The organism is uncultured Methanobrevibacter sp., assembly GCF_947169325.1.
In the GTDB taxonomy this organism is placed as follows: domain Archaea; phylum Methanobacteriota; class Methanobacteria; order Methanobacteriales; family Methanobacteriaceae; genus Methanocatella.
Genome location: NZ_CAMVPN010000072.1, coordinates 1 through 14266 on the forward strand (window position 1 = coordinate 1; position 14266 = coordinate 14266).

The window sequence follows — 14266 nt, forward strand, 5'->3', positions numbered from 1 at the left end:
AAAGAAAGTTATTTATAATTATTTCATACATATATATTAATGTATAATTTGATTTTAGGAGATATTATGAGTGAAAGGAAAATACAAATGCCTCGTGAAGTTTACATTGATCCAGGTATTGTAAAGAATACTGCTGCTATCTGTAAATCTCTGCATTTAGATAAAAAGATTTTAATCGTTACAGGTGCCCATACATATGATGTAGGTGCAAAACCTGTAATCGAAAGCCTTGAAAATGATGGTATTGAGTATGATGTGATTAAAGTCAATAATGCATCTGAAGAATCAATATCTGAAGTTGAAGAATTAATCACACCTGACACCACAGTCCTGGGTGTCGGCGGTGGAAAGGTTATTGACGTGGCCAAATTATCTTCATTCAATCAGGGCGTTTATTTCGTATCCATGCCGACTACAGCTTCACACGATGGTATTGTATCTCCTATGGCATCAATAAAAAATCCCGACACTTCAATATCCGTGAGGGCTCACTCACCAATTGCGGTTATTGCAGATTCTGAAATCCTTGCTCAATCTCCATTCAGGCTGTTGGCTGCAGGATGTGCTGATTTGATGGCCAATTTCACAGCAATCAAGGATTGGGAATTGGCACACAGATTAAAAAATGAATCATTCAGTGAATCCGCTGCGGCACTTTCTATAATGTCTGCTCATCTGATTACTGATAATATTGCCAACATCAAGCCTAATCTCGAGCCAAGTGCACGGATAGTCATGAAATCCTTGTTTAGTGGGGGGATGGCGATAAGTATAGCTGGTTCATCAAGACCTGCCAGCGGATCTGAGCATCTCTTCTCCCATGCGCTTGACAAGATTCTGGACAAGCCTGCATTGCATGGTGAACAATGCGGTATAGGTACAATAATGATGATGTATCTTCATGGTGGTGACTGGAAATACATAAGGGACTCTCTAAAAGAGGTTCAGGCTCCAACCACTGCAGCGGAAATTGGTGTTGCTGAAGATGACATTATAGATGCATTGATGATGGCTCATGAAATCAGACCTGAAAGGTACACAATTTTAGGCGACAATGGAATCTGCAGGGACGCAGCCTATGAGATGGCCTATAAAACAGAGGTGATTTAAATGATTACATTGATTGGTAAAAGTTTGGCGAAAAAAGGTCAGGAATTCGTTTTTCTAGGTTCGGCTGAAGCATGTGACGATTGCAGGTTTAAATCATCTTGTGTTGGAAACCTGGAAAAAGGCAGAAAATATGAAATAATTGATGTAAAGGACAATGAACAGAAATGTCCGATACATGCTGAAGAGACTGTGATTCCCGTAGAAGTTGATAGGGCAAAAATACCATTACTAACTGATTCTAAAAGCATTTTTGAAGGATCAACATTTACATTCAATGCGCCTGACTGTGATGAGGAAACTTGCGAGTTTCATGACTTGTGTTTCCCTGAGGGGCTTAAGGAAAATGACAAATGCATTGTATTGAAAAACGATGGAAAGCATAAGGAATGCGAAAAAGGTTATACTCTTAATAAACTTACTTTGGGGTTTGTGATTTAAATGAAAAATGCTAGTAGCAATAATTCTAGTAAAAAAAATGCAGGATACAAGGCTGCAGAATATGTTAAGGATGGAATGGTTTTAGGACTTGGTACAGGTTCAACAACACATTTCTTTATAGAAAAAGTGGGTATGAGAATCAAAGATGAAGGAATAAATGTAATGGGAATTCCAACATCATTCCAGTCATTGCTGATTGCTAAACAGTGGAATATTCCAATAACTACCTTGGAAGAGCACGACATTGACTTGTCAGTGGACGGTGCCGATGAGGTTGATGGTGATTTTAACCTTATTAAAGGTGGCGGTGCAGCCCACACAAAAGAAAAGATAGTTGATTATGCTGCAAAAGAGTTCATTGTTATTGTGGATGAGTCAAAATGTGTTGAAGAGTTAGGTAATTTCCCGGTTCCTGTTGAAGTGCTGCCTGATGCATCTAGAATGGTAATACAAGCTCTTGAGGATATGGGTGCTAAATGTGAAATCAGAATGGCGCAAAGAAAGGACGGTCCGGTAATAACCGATAACGGCAACTTTGTCATTGATGCCAAATTTGACAAAATCGAATCACCCGCACATTTAGAAATTGATTTAAACTCAATTCCTGGTGTAGTTGAAAACGGAATCTTTTCACAGATGGTGGATAAGGTCATTGTCGGAACTGAAGACGGCACAAAGAGTTATAGATGATAATATGCCATTCAATAGTGGGGGAATGCCACTTCCCGATTTAAGAGATATCGGCTATAAAATAGCCATGTTATTTGGTGCTTTAATTGTAATATATGGTGTTTTGTGGCTTTTGGCAGAATTAAAGATTATTCCAGCAATATTTTTTGCAATATTCCCGCAAATAGTTCTGATTTTAATTGGAATATTCATAATATATATTGCATACAATAGAAGAAATTTATACTAATTTTTTCTACTTTTTTTTGTTTATTTGATGGTTTTCAGTTAAAAAAAGAAAAATAATAAGAGATTATCAAATCCCTTATTTAGTTGTTATTTTTACGTTTGCAGTTTTTCCGCTGTAGTACTTGTCGCCTGTAAATTTAACAGTAGCTTTGAAAGTTCCTTTTTTAGTTAATTTGGTAATTTTAAATGTAGCTTTACCTTTTGAGTTGGTAGTTGCCTTATATGTTTTACCATTAACTTTGATAGTAACTTTAGCTTTTGCAATTGCTTTTCCAGATTTGGATTTTAAAGTAATTGTGTATTGTTTAGTTTTAGTTTTTACATTAAATGTCTTTTTAGCTGCTGTTATTTTGGATGCTTCTTTGGTGACTTTGATAGTTGCGGATTTGCTGATTGCTTTGTATTCATCATCACCATCAAATTTGACGGTTGCAGATTTAGATCCTGTTGCAGTAGCTTTGAGAGTTACAGTAGCTACATCATTTTTATTGGTGGTTGCTGTGTAAGTTTTACCATTGTATGTAACGGTAATGCTTTTGTTAACTAAAGATTTTCCGGAAGCATCTTTGAGAGTTACTGAATATTTGTAACCTGAAGCAATAGTTTTTAGGTATACTGTTTTCGCACTTGCAGTTAAAGCAGGGACAGTTCTGTCATCATTAACAATAATTGTAGCTTCAGCATTTCCCGCTTTGTTATAGTAATCACTTACGGTATGTACTGTAGCAGTGTAGTTTCCGGTTGTTAATGTTAAGTTGATAGAAGCGACACCATTTGCATCGGTTGTAATATCATATTTGGTGTCTGCAATAGTAACAGTTACTGGTTTATTTGCAATTGCTTTGCCTTTGCTGTCTTTTAAAGTAATTTCAAAAGTTCCTTTTTTGTATCCGACAGTCACATCATTTGCAGTTAACTTTACTGCTTGGGAGTCGCTGTAGACTCCAATAACTCCTTCTGAGCTTTGATACCTATATTCTCCAACCACTACATAGTTTTCAAATGTAGGTGGGAAAGGTAACTTGTCTGGAGTGTATGAATTAGGGCCGATTGTTACATTCTGATAATAGTTTCCACCAAGTAATATTGCAATTCTACTTCCTTTGAATGTATTGTTGAAAATGTATTCGTTGTATGATCCGTAACATGTTACTGAACTTATTTTTGAATTTAAAATTGTATTTTGATAGACTTTATGTCCATATGAATGCAGAAGGTAAATTCCTTCTTTTGCGCCGAAAACTGTATTGTTGAATACTGTAACATCTTGTCCTCCAGCCAGGAATCTTACATCAATTCCATGGTTTTTGGCATTTGTCACGGTATTATTTGCGATTATTGACTCTTTAGAACCAAAACAGATTATTCCAGTTGTATATTGGTTAGTCACAATATTGTTTGTAATTATTGAATTTGGGCAACCGTTTTTCTGGAATCCTACAAATAATCCCCATGATGCGCCATTAATTTTGCATCCTGTAATTGTTAGGTTCCTGCTGTTTTCCGCAAAGATGCATGCTGTTTTATATTCATTGTTGTTTGCATTAGAGTAATTCGGGTAATTGCTTATAATGTTTAGGTTGCTTATTACAACACCTGTGTTGTTGAGAGTGTACAGTACAGCTGCATATTGTTTTGCAGTGTATGAATCAGGTATATTTGATGCCAGAATAATTGATGTGTCTGCAGTGCTTAATCCTTTTAAAGTTGCATTATTTCCCATTATTTTTATATTTTTATTGGTGTAGATGCAAATGTCTTCAAATACTGCATTTTTCTCAAAGATTAATGTGTCTCCATCTGACATTCCATTTATTGCATTTTGAATTTCGGTATTGTTCATTCCCGCAGTTATTGTCACGTTGTTTCCGGTAAGTTTTAAAAGTGTGTCGTAATCTACAGCAATTGGTTCTGGAGTTTCAATTCCAGCATATTCCACATATGTTATGTTGGATTTTTCGCTATCGGTGTATGTGCCCATCATGGCACTGGCACTTGCATAATCCCCTTTTGCTTCGGCAACATAGAATTCAAATGAAGGAGGCATAGGTAATTTATCGAATTTCCATTCGTTTGAACCTATGGTAATATTGTTGTATCCGGTGTATGTGCCTCCTACCGGAGCACCTCCTCCTAAAAGAATGCCTATTCTTGAATTTTTGAATTTGTTATTGTAAATGTTGATGTTGCTTGCACCACAACAGGTCACTGAACTTAAACTGCAATTTATGATTTCATTTCCAGTTACTGTATGTCCTTTTGAGTGTAATAAATAAATTCCCTCTTTAGATCCAATCACTGTGTTGTTAATAACTTTAGCATTAGGTCCTGCTTGGTGTCTTACATCAATACCATGGTTTTTCGCATTTTTCACGGTATTATTTCTGATGATGCTTCTTGGTGATTGGAAACTGAAAATTCCAGTTATTCCTTGGTTTGTTACTTTATTGTTTTCTACAATTGTGTCTGCACAGTTTTGAAGCCAAATTCCCCAAGAGCATCCATTGACAGTAATGTTTGTAATTGTTGTTCTATTTGAGAAATAGTTGTATATTACACAGTTGCTGTATCTTGAATCCGCTCCTTTGTCAGTTCCGCTATTTGCACCTGCAATGAAATTGATGTCTTTTAAGATTAATCCGTCGGTTTTAAGAATATATAAAGTTGCAAGATTGGTAATGGCATATCCTCCTTCAGTTGTTTTGTTTTGTATTATTGGGTTGATTGTGGCATTTGATAATGTATCGTAGCCATATAGGGTTGCACCATTACCGTTAATTGTAATGCTTTTATTTACATATAATGAAATGTTTTTATAGTCTCCCTTTTCGAAGTTTAAAATATCTCCATCGTTAAGACTGTTAATTTTTTCCTGAATTTGGTCATTGGTATCTGTTGTATTAACTGTAATTTCTGAAGTAGTTGGCGTATCGTTAATACTGTCAGAATTTGCATTATCAACAGCAGATACGGCGCAAATACTTATGAATATCATAAATACTAACATTATAGTTAATATCAAACTCTTTCTACTCATATTTATCCTCTTTAAATTAATTATATTAATTACTTAAATGAATTTATGATAATAAATTTTCACGATAAGCAATTAATTATATATTGATTTTTATATTATTTAAATTAAAATACTGAAAATCATCAATATAACAATGTTAATGCATCTAATTTGGTGCAATTTCACTTATATTGTTATTATTTTTTTATATAACGAAGTTAAATAAGTTAGATTTATATATATTTAACATCATAATTATAATCGTTAATCATAATTTTAGATATTGATGATTTTTTCAGTATTGATAAAAATTTTTCAATTTTAATCTTTAATTATAAAAATAAAGTGTTGGAAGTTTTAAATATGGGTAGAAATCTATTAAATATTTTTTTAATATCATTATTAATGTTATTATTGGTTTCTTCAGTTAGTGCAACTGATGTCCAAGATAGCAATGTTACTATCGTTTCGCATAGTAGTGATTATCGGACAATAACTTCTACCCTATCAAATGATGACATACAATCATTGTTTGACAATGCAAAAAGTGGAGATACCTTTGAGTTTACGGAAAGCGAATATAATGACTTATCATTAGTCGTAGATAAGAAATTAAATATAATCTCTAAACAGGATAGTGTTGTCTACACCTCTGGAGATGTAAGTGAAAAAGCTAAAGCTTTGGGAATAGATAAGACTTTTGGATTTTATTTCACATCAGCTTCTGCTGGAAGCATATTGTCAGGAATAACAATTGTGGCTTCGAATAGTGATTATGGCATTGTTGTTGATAATGCAAAAGATGTTCAAATTAGAGATAATGAAGTCGTTGGTGGGCAAAACGGAATTTTAATTAAGGATTCCAGTAAAATCACCATTTCCAATACTGACATTTCTAAAGCAGAAGATAGTGGTTTAAAACTTCAAAACATTGGTGATAGTTTAATTGAGAAAAATGTAGTCTCATACAACAAAAAATCAGGTATTGAAGCGGAAAATATGCATTACTCAAATATTACTAATAATACTGTCCATCACAATGATTTAAACGGAATTACTGTAAATGGCGTTTCTTCAAACAATATAATAAATTATAATAACGTTTATGAAAACACTAATGGAATTTATATCAATTCTACATCTTCAAATGATGTTGTCAAGTCCAATTCAATGACCTACAGTAGAAAGGATCCTCGTTCCACTATGGGTGGATTTGAAACAGGAAATGGTTTTTTATTGGGTAGTGGATTTAAAAGCTCTGGAAGTTCAATTCTTAAAGTGGACTATAATTATTTGGCTCATAACGAATTTTATCAGGCTAAAAACTACTGGGAAAACGAAAATTTTGAATTGGGCCAAAACTGGTATGATTCAACCGACCCAACAAATACTTTTGTGTGTCCTAGACTTTTAGCATCTTTAATGAAGTTAGACACATGGTCAATAAGTAATTCCCTTGGTTTTCAAATGAGGGATGCTTCCGGAAAAGCCGTTGAGGAGTTTGCCACATTCCAAACTAATGTCAATGTAAAGGGAAACCAATATACTGCAACATTTGTAAACGGCAAAGCCGTCATCGATGCTGAACTTGATCCTAATGTTGAATATGATGTGGAAGTGGAAATTGGGGGAGAACTAGTAAAATACAAATACCATGCATCTGGAGACGAGGGTGACGCAAAAGATTCTAGGTCTTCATCATCTGAAGGTGAAATTGGGTTTCAAAATGATGATGGAACTGATGGAACCTCTGATGTTCAAGGAGACTCTAATTCACAAGGCAACTCCCAAGGCGGAAATTCCATAGGGTCACATATAAAAAATTCAAATAATGAAGGCAATTATGGAACAAACAGTTCTGATATTCCATCTCAAGATACCTCTGATAATGGTGAGGATGCATTATCCAATGGAGATTTGGATGCTGGGGATACCGGAAGTGGTGAGGCTTCCAAGGAAGGAAAGGCATATGAAATTATTCCACCAGTCACAACTTCAAAAGAGCTCCAAAATACATCTGGTTTGGTTGTATTAAGTATTTTAGTTATCCTTGGTTGTTTAGTTTACGGATATTGGCGCAAAGATAATGAAGAAGGATTATAATAAAAAGTTCCCTTTATTTTTTCTATTATTATATTAACGAGTTTTAATAAATTAATTAATAATGACAATCAGAACTCATTCTTTAAAAATTGACACGTCTAAAAACTTCGAAATTATTGACATCACTTCTCAGATTAATGAGTTAATTGACATTGACGAAGGCATTATCTCTATTTTTTCAAAGCATTCCACTTCATCCATTGTTGTTAATGAAAATGAATCTGGACTTTTAAATGATCTGGAATTCATGCTTACAAATTTGGTTTCAGATGAATTCAGCTATATGCATGACAGAATTGACAATAATGCCAGTTCACATTTGAAATCGTTTTTGCTATCTTCAAGTGAGTGTTTGCCTATAAAAAATTCAAAAATTGATTTGGGCACATGGCAATCTGTTTTTTTCATAGAATTAGATGGCCCAAGACGCAACAGAACAGTAACTTTGACAATGGTTGGTGAATAATTGAAGAAATGGACAATATTTTTAATAGTAATTATACTTCTCCTATTAATTTTCATACTTGTTTTCTATAATTATGATGGTTCTCATGTAGTGAATAATTTCTCTCAGATGGAAACCGACATGAGAAAATTGTGGTATTAAAAAATGGTTAAAGAATTCATCTGTTGATGAATTCGATTTCAAATGCAATTACAGGGTATTCCAGAGTAAAGTTTGTAATTACTTCAGGGGAGACTTCACCGAAGAAACCTTTGATACTACCTTTTTCGGATTCTCCTGTAACGTCAGCCACTCTTCCTGCAATGAATGTTTTGTTTTCACTGTCAGATATTTCCATTGAATATCCTAAATTGGCTAAAACGCTTGTTATTACAGATTTGATTTCGGAAAAGTTGGCGGTTGAATGGCAAATCAATGCAGCCAGTTTTTTAGAGGAAACTGTTTTGTTTTCTTTGGTTTCATCTAAGTATAATACATCACCGATTTCAAATATTTTTTGTGGCAGGTCTTCATGCTTGTTGTCTTCCAAAAATTCCATTAAACTGTTTATTAAACTGGTTCTAATCATTGTTCTGTCGATTGTAATTGGTCTTGCAACCTGAACATGTGGCAATTCTTCCTGATTCATTTTTTCATAATGTGCCTCTTCATTTGTAAGCATCAAACTCATTACTTCCTGGAATCCTAAACCAACCATAACTTCACGAATGGTACTTTCTGCCTTAAACCAGTTATTTTCATAAGCTACAGTGTTAATGTCAGGTAATTTGGCTTCAACACTGTTGATGTGATATTGGACGGCAATGTTTTCAACAACATCCACTTCATGCAATATGTCTACTCTGTAGGCAGGAATGATTGCGTTCACTTCATTGTCATTGATAATTTCAGCATCAAATCTTGCTTTTAGAAGCAATCCTTTAATGTCATCAGCAGTAAGGTTGGTTCCACCAATCAGTTCGTTAGCGGTATTGACATGGACAAGCTGTTCTTGAGGAGTTAAATCTGGAGTTTTGATGGTTTTATCTACGTATCTCACTTCCATGGATTTGATTTGACCTCCGACTTCAGCAAAGGATGAACAGATGATGTTCAATGCCTGATTGACAGCCCTTTCGTCAGTTCCAGTCACGTCAACAATAATGTTATGAGTGTCTTCCTTGAGTTTTGTCAGCTCACCGTTAATGATTGGCGGCATTGACAATACATTATTGTCCTTATCTAAAATCAACGGATATTTATCGAAGTCTTCAATCAAATGGGCATATGCCTTACCTTTGTCATGTTCGGTCAATATTTCATCAGGAGTCATTTCGTCTTCTTTTTCCAGTGGGACGAATGCATTTGCATCTTTTGGAGTTGCAATGTATTTGAAAGGACCTTCAACGACATCTGCATTGTGAATACCGATTGCAACCTTTTTCCTGTCCCTTCCGATTACCCAGTGAAGGTTTTCCTGGAAATCCATTACATATTTGAGCTTATCGCCGGAAAAGTCCACATTGTCTATTTTGGCAAATCCGATGTATGGTCTGATTTTGGCAACGTCAGCATCAACTTCAACATACTCGCCGGATTCTTCAACATTGTAATCTGGAAATCCGATTTCCTGGCCAATAAATCCTTTAAAAGATCTAGCTACTCCTTCAACAGACAGGTTGTCAGGTCTGTTAGGGAAGAATTCCACTTTGATTTCCTCATCGTCAAAGTCTTCAATGTCACTGGACATCATAGGTAATGTGTCTATCAGTTCATCTTTTTCCATATCTATTCCTAAATCTTTTAAATCTTGGTATTTGAATGTAATTACTGGCATTTAATAACTCCATTGATTATTTTTAAAATCCATAAATTAAAATGAAAAATAGAGATTCAACAACAAAGTGAAGTGCTCTATGTTCTAATTCACCCATATTGCGTATGAATATTGTATGGGTAACATCAATAACAAAATGAATAAGGGCTGCTAGAATTCCAATGACTGGGTTTAAGAATATTATTGATAACACTATGAAATGGAATCCTGCTTCCATTATTTCATGTGCAAGCCATGTCTGCCAGGTTGTCTTTGTGGTCTGCTGGATGAGACCACCTAGAATAATGTAAAAGTTATTTAAAACCTTCCACATTAGTTGTGTGTGCAGTACATCGCTTAAAGCCAATATAATAGCAACATAAAACCATAATAAATTCATTGTTTAACAGTCCTTTTATAGATTGATAATATTAATAATTTGATTTTATTATATAATATAGTTAACTATTTTTTCATTGTTCTCACTTCGTAAAATTGCTGTAGGTCTGTAAAATTGTTATGGCTTCGTAAAATTGCTTTGATTTAGAACTGAATGCTTTATATGCTTTGAAGATTATAGTTTTACTAGGTGAATTGGCAATGGTAAAATTAAAAGCTTTTTCAAGACTAAAAAATATTTTCTCTAGATTAAATCCAATGCCCTCTTTTAAGTGGGATGATTCTGAAGAAGAGATATTTGTTCCTCCGCCCTCTGAGGAGTTGCTTGAAATGGTTATTAAAAAGTATCCAAAGTTTAAACATGCAATTTTAATTGCAATGTATCACTTAATTAATACACAATCTGTTAAAAATGAATATTTAACTGCATTAACAAAAAATAATGTATTAATTGCAGATTTAATTGAAGGTAAGGGGGATAATGTTAGTACAACAAGTAACGTTGAAAAAGAAGGTGAAAAAATAATATTTTAATTATTTGTCATAATCATTATTTTGGGGCAATAATTCCTTCTTTGGGGGATATTAGTACTGCGATTAAAAATAATTGTCAATTTATTGCTATTGTTTCAGAAAATCATATTGGATTTTTAATATTTGAATATAAATTTAAAAATCATACTCAATTGATTCATGATTTAGAATTATTTAATGGTTATATTGATTTATGTTTTTATTCTGAAAAAGGTGATGAAGTTGATCAATTGTTTAATAAGGATATCTCTAAATCTGCACGTAAAAACTTGGAATTGGAGATTTATGATAGATTCATTTCGCAAAATAATTTAAAATTTGTTAATGAGTTTAATTTTAGATTCAATAAGTATAATATTTATGAAATATATATTGAGTTATAAGGAGGTTTCGTTAATGTTTAATTCAGATGGTTTTTGTAGTGGTTTAAAACCCTCTAAATATGGCATTCTTTTACAATCATATCGTTTAAAAAGAATATCTGTTGAAAAATTAGAAGAATTTCTTAATGATTTGAAAGATGATAATTTTAAGGAATATAATGATTTTTTAAAATATAAGCACCTAGTTGAAAAAAGAACTCCTAATTTAAAAGAAATTTATTATGAATTTTTGGATGGTAAAAGAGAAACTTTAGATTTTGATTTATTTTTCCTATAATTCAGTAATATTTTTTTCAAACACTAATTTTATAATTACTTTTTTAAATAATAAACAATATAATTAATAATATTATTTTTACTTAATTATTTTAGGAGAAAATATATGTCAAAAGAAGAGATTCCTAAAGACTATGATTTTAAAAAAGAAAAGGAATGGGAGAAGAAATGGGAAGATGAAAACATCTACAAATACATTGGAGATGGATCTCGTCCTAGATATGTTATTGACACTCCCCCACCATACCCAACAGGCTCAATTCACCTGGGCCATGTATTGAATTGGGTTTACATTGATATGAATGCAAGATACAGAAGACAAAAAGGTCACGACGTGTTGTTTACACAGGGTTGGGACTGCCACGGTCTTCCGACTGAAGTTAAAGTTGAAGAAACTCATGGAATCAAGAAAAATGATGTTTCAAGGGCTAAATTCAGAGAGTATTGTGTTGACTTAACCACAGACAACATTGCAAAGATGAAAGCGCAGATGCAGGCAATGGGATATTCCCAGGACTGGACCCGTGAGTTCGTAACAATGACTCCTGAGTACATGAGAAAAACCCAATACTCATTTTTGAAAATGTACGAAGAAGGACTGATTTATCAGGGAAATCACCCTGTAAACTGGTGCCCTCGCTGTGAAACAGCAATTGCATTTGCAGAAGTTGAATACTCAGACAACACTACTTTCTTGAACTATGTAAACTTCCCTCCTGCTGTTGAAGATTCATATGATGATATTGCTTCTTCACAGGAGTCCGGAAAGCAGGCTGACGCCAAAACCGAAGGTATTCTGATTGCAACCACCCGTCCTGAACTGATGGCGGCATGTGTAGCGGTCGTAATCCATCCTGAAGATGAAAGATACGCTCACCTTTTAGGCAAATATGTGGAAGTGCCTCTTTCACACCAGAAGGTTAAGATTATCGCTGATGAAGAGGTTGACCCTGAATTCGGTACAGGTGCGGTAATGATTTGTACCTTTGGGGACAAGACTGACGTAAGCTGGGTTCAAAAGTATGATCTTGAAGTTATTAATATTATGGATGATACCGGTAAACTGACATCCGCTGCCGGAAGATATGAAGGAATGGACCTTCAAAGCTGTAAAAAACAGACAATTGAAGACCTTGACAGTGAAGGCTATCTGTTAAAACAGGAAGAAGTTGACCAGAATGTCGGACAATGCTGGAGATGTAAAACTCCTGTTGAAATTCTTCTTAAAAAACAATGGTTCGTTGCAGTAAGGGATTTAATCGAAAAGACCAAAGTCGCTGCAGATGAAATGAGATGGGTGCCTGACCACATGAAATCACGTATGGTAAACTGGGCGGATTCCATGGGATGGGACTGGTGTATCTCCAGACAAAGGATATTCGCAACCCCAATTCCTGTATGGTACTGTAAGGACTGTGGAAAAGTAATAGTGCCTGACGTTGAAGACCTGCCGATTGACCCAACTCTCGACAAGCCAAAACATGCATGCGAATGCGGCTGTAAAGAATTCATAGGTGAAGATGACGTGCTTGATACATGGATGGACTCATCAATTTCACCTTTATCCATTGCAGGATGGCCTGATGAAGATTATGTGAACCATTTCCCGTCAGACATTCGTCCGCAGGGACACGACATCATACGTACATGGGCATTTTACACAACTTTAAGATGCATAGCCCTAACCGGTCAAAAACCGTTTGATGACATTGTAATCAACGGTATGGTGTTCGGTGAAGACGGAAACAAAATGTCCAAATCAAGACCTGAATTTGTGGTTGGACCTGAAGAGGTAATCGAACAGTACGGTGCAGACCCGTTAAGGACATGGGCTGCAAACAGTGTACCTGGATCTGATGTAATCTTTGACTGGAAAGACATTAAGCACGGATACAGGTTCTTAAGAAAATTCTGGAATGCATTCAGATTCATCAGCATGCAGATATTCGATGAAGAGGTTTCCTATGAAGACGTCAAGGATAATCTCGGACCAATCGATTTATGGATTTTATCCAAATTGAACAACCTGAATAAAACAGTTGATCAGGCATTTGCTGACTATAACTTTGCAGAAACCATTACATCAATCGAAAGATTCTTCTGGCACGATTTCTGTGATGAATACATTGAGGCTGTAAAATACAGATTATACACAGATGTATCAGATGAGTCAAGAAGGGCTGCAAAATACACATTAAGGACAGTCGTTGAAACTTCTCTTAAATTGATGGCGCCTATTGCACCGTTCTTTACAGAAGAGGTTTACCAATACTTCGGCGATGAATCAATCCATACTACATTATGGCCTGAAGTTTACGAAGAATTGATAAGTTCTGAAATGGAAGAAAAAGGTGAAACCACCGTTGAGCTAATTGATGAAGTCAGAAGATTCAAATCAGCTTCCAAAATCCCATTGAATGCAGAACTTGCAGAAGTAAACGTATACACTTCAGATGAAGCATTGGTGGAAATATTCAAGCAGTTCAATGATGACATTAAAGGAACTTTAAAAATCAAAGACCTGGAAATCAGTTCAGGAAAGCCTGAAGTTCATGAAAAAATCATTGAAGTCGAGCCTGACATGTCTCAAATCGGACCAACATTTAAAGGTGATGCAGGTAAAATCATTGGATATCTCAAATCAACAGATATCGATGAAATCGGTGCTGTTTTAGAGGAAAATCATGAGCTTGCAATCGGCGATATTGTTGTTCCTGAAGACATGCTGAATATCAAAAAGGAGATTGTTGGGGCATCCGGTAAAAAAGTGGACATCCTTCAATCCGAAAACTTAGATATGATTGTTGAAGTAATTAGATAATTACTTC

At 34.7% G+C, this 14266-nt stretch carries 13 protein-coding genes; 10 read left to right on the top strand and 3 right to left on the bottom strand.

Annotated elements, in window-relative coordinates; translation table 11 throughout:
* Positions 1-66: 66 nt before the first annotated feature.
* Genes Q0W26_RS09410 through Q0W26_RS09425 form a run of 4 tightly spaced genes read left to right on the top strand, consistent with a single transcriptional unit; the run spans position 67 to position 2467 of the window.
* Positions 67-1110, top strand: coding sequence for an NAD(P)-dependent glycerol-1-phosphate dehydrogenase (locus Q0W26_RS09410; RefSeq protein WP_298524384.1), 1044 nt, complete (start codon positions 67-69; stop codon positions 1108-1110).
* Positions 1111-1548 carry a UPF0179 family protein gene (locus Q0W26_RS09415; protein WP_298524387.1) on the top strand — a complete coding sequence of 146 codons (438 nt, stop codon included), beginning with the start codon at positions 1111-1113 and terminating at the stop codon, positions 1546-1548. It begins immediately after the preceding gene.
* Entirely contained in the window at positions 1549-2238 is a 690-nt protein-coding gene (gene rpiA / locus Q0W26_RS09420) for a ribose-5-phosphate isomerase RpiA (RefSeq protein WP_298524390.1), read from the top strand.
* Between the two features lie 4 nt (positions 2239-2242).
* Positions 2243-2467 carry a hypothetical protein gene (locus Q0W26_RS09425; protein ID WP_298524393.1) on the top strand — a complete coding sequence of 75 codons (225 nt, stop codon included), beginning with the start codon at positions 2243-2245 and terminating at the stop codon, positions 2465-2467.
* A gap of 75 nt (positions 2468-2542) precedes the next feature.
* Here the strand turns inward: Q0W26_RS09425 and Q0W26_RS09430 are convergent, their stop codons facing one another.
* Positions 2543-5503, bottom strand: coding sequence for a NosD domain-containing protein (locus Q0W26_RS09430; RefSeq protein ID WP_298524396.1), 2961 nt, complete (start codon positions 5501-5503; stop codon positions 2543-2545).
* A gap of 393 nt (positions 5504-5896) precedes the next feature.
* Here Q0W26_RS09430 and Q0W26_RS09435 point away from each other — a divergent pair, with 393 nt between their 5' ends.
* Together Q0W26_RS09435 and Q0W26_RS09440 are read left to right on the top strand one after the other, a co-directional pair.
* A complete protein-coding gene (locus tag Q0W26_RS09435; RefSeq protein ID WP_298524399.1) occupies positions 5897-7585 on the top strand; it encodes a right-handed parallel beta-helix repeat-containing protein in 1689 nt (562 codons plus the stop codon).
* Positions 7586-7646: 61 nt separating this feature from the next.
* Positions 7647-8051, top strand: coding sequence for a secondary thiamine-phosphate synthase enzyme YjbQ (locus Q0W26_RS09440; protein ID WP_298524401.1), 405 nt, complete (start codon positions 7647-7649; stop codon positions 8049-8051).
* Between the two features lie 157 nt (positions 8052-8208).
* On the opposite strand, the gene pheT is transcribed toward Q0W26_RS09440, so the two are convergent.
* Both pheT and Q0W26_RS09450 read right to left on the bottom strand, forming a co-directional pair.
* A complete protein-coding gene (gene pheT, locus Q0W26_RS09445; protein WP_298524404.1) occupies positions 8209-9867 on the bottom strand; it encodes a phenylalanine--tRNA ligase subunit beta in 1659 nt (552 codons plus the stop codon).
* Between the two features lie 22 nt (positions 9868-9889).
* Positions 9890-10246 (bottom strand): hypothetical protein, encoded by a 357-nt coding sequence (locus Q0W26_RS09450; RefSeq protein ID WP_298524406.1) that lies wholly within the window; start codon positions 10244-10246, stop codon positions 9890-9892.
* Positions 10247-10446: 200 nt separating this feature from the next.
* On the opposite strand from Q0W26_RS09450, the gene Q0W26_RS09455 reads away from it, so the two are divergent.
* The 4 genes from Q0W26_RS09455 (at position 10447) to Q0W26_RS09470 (ending at position 14259) form a co-directional block, all read left to right on the top strand.
* The gene (locus tag Q0W26_RS09455; RefSeq protein WP_298524408.1) at positions 10447-10779 is read left to right on the top strand and encodes a hypothetical protein; all 333 of its coding nucleotides are present in this window, start codon (positions 10447-10449) and stop codon (positions 10777-10779) included.
* A 41-nt stretch (positions 10780-10820) separates the two neighbouring features.
* Positions 10821-11162 carry a hypothetical protein gene (locus Q0W26_RS09460; RefSeq protein WP_298524411.1) on the top strand — a complete coding sequence of 114 codons (342 nt, stop codon included), beginning with the start codon at positions 10821-10823 and terminating at the stop codon, positions 11160-11162.
* Positions 11163-11175: 13 nt separating this feature from the next.
* On the top strand, positions 11176-11439 hold the full coding sequence (locus tag Q0W26_RS09465) for a hypothetical protein (RefSeq protein WP_298524414.1): 264 nt from the start codon (positions 11176-11178) through the stop codon (positions 11437-11439).
* 105 nt (positions 11440-11544) lie between these two features.
* Entirely contained in the window at positions 11545-14259 is a 2715-nt protein-coding gene (locus tag Q0W26_RS09470; RefSeq protein ID WP_298524417.1) for a valine--tRNA ligase, read from the top strand.
* The last annotated feature ends 7 nt before the right edge of the window (positions 14260-14266 follow it).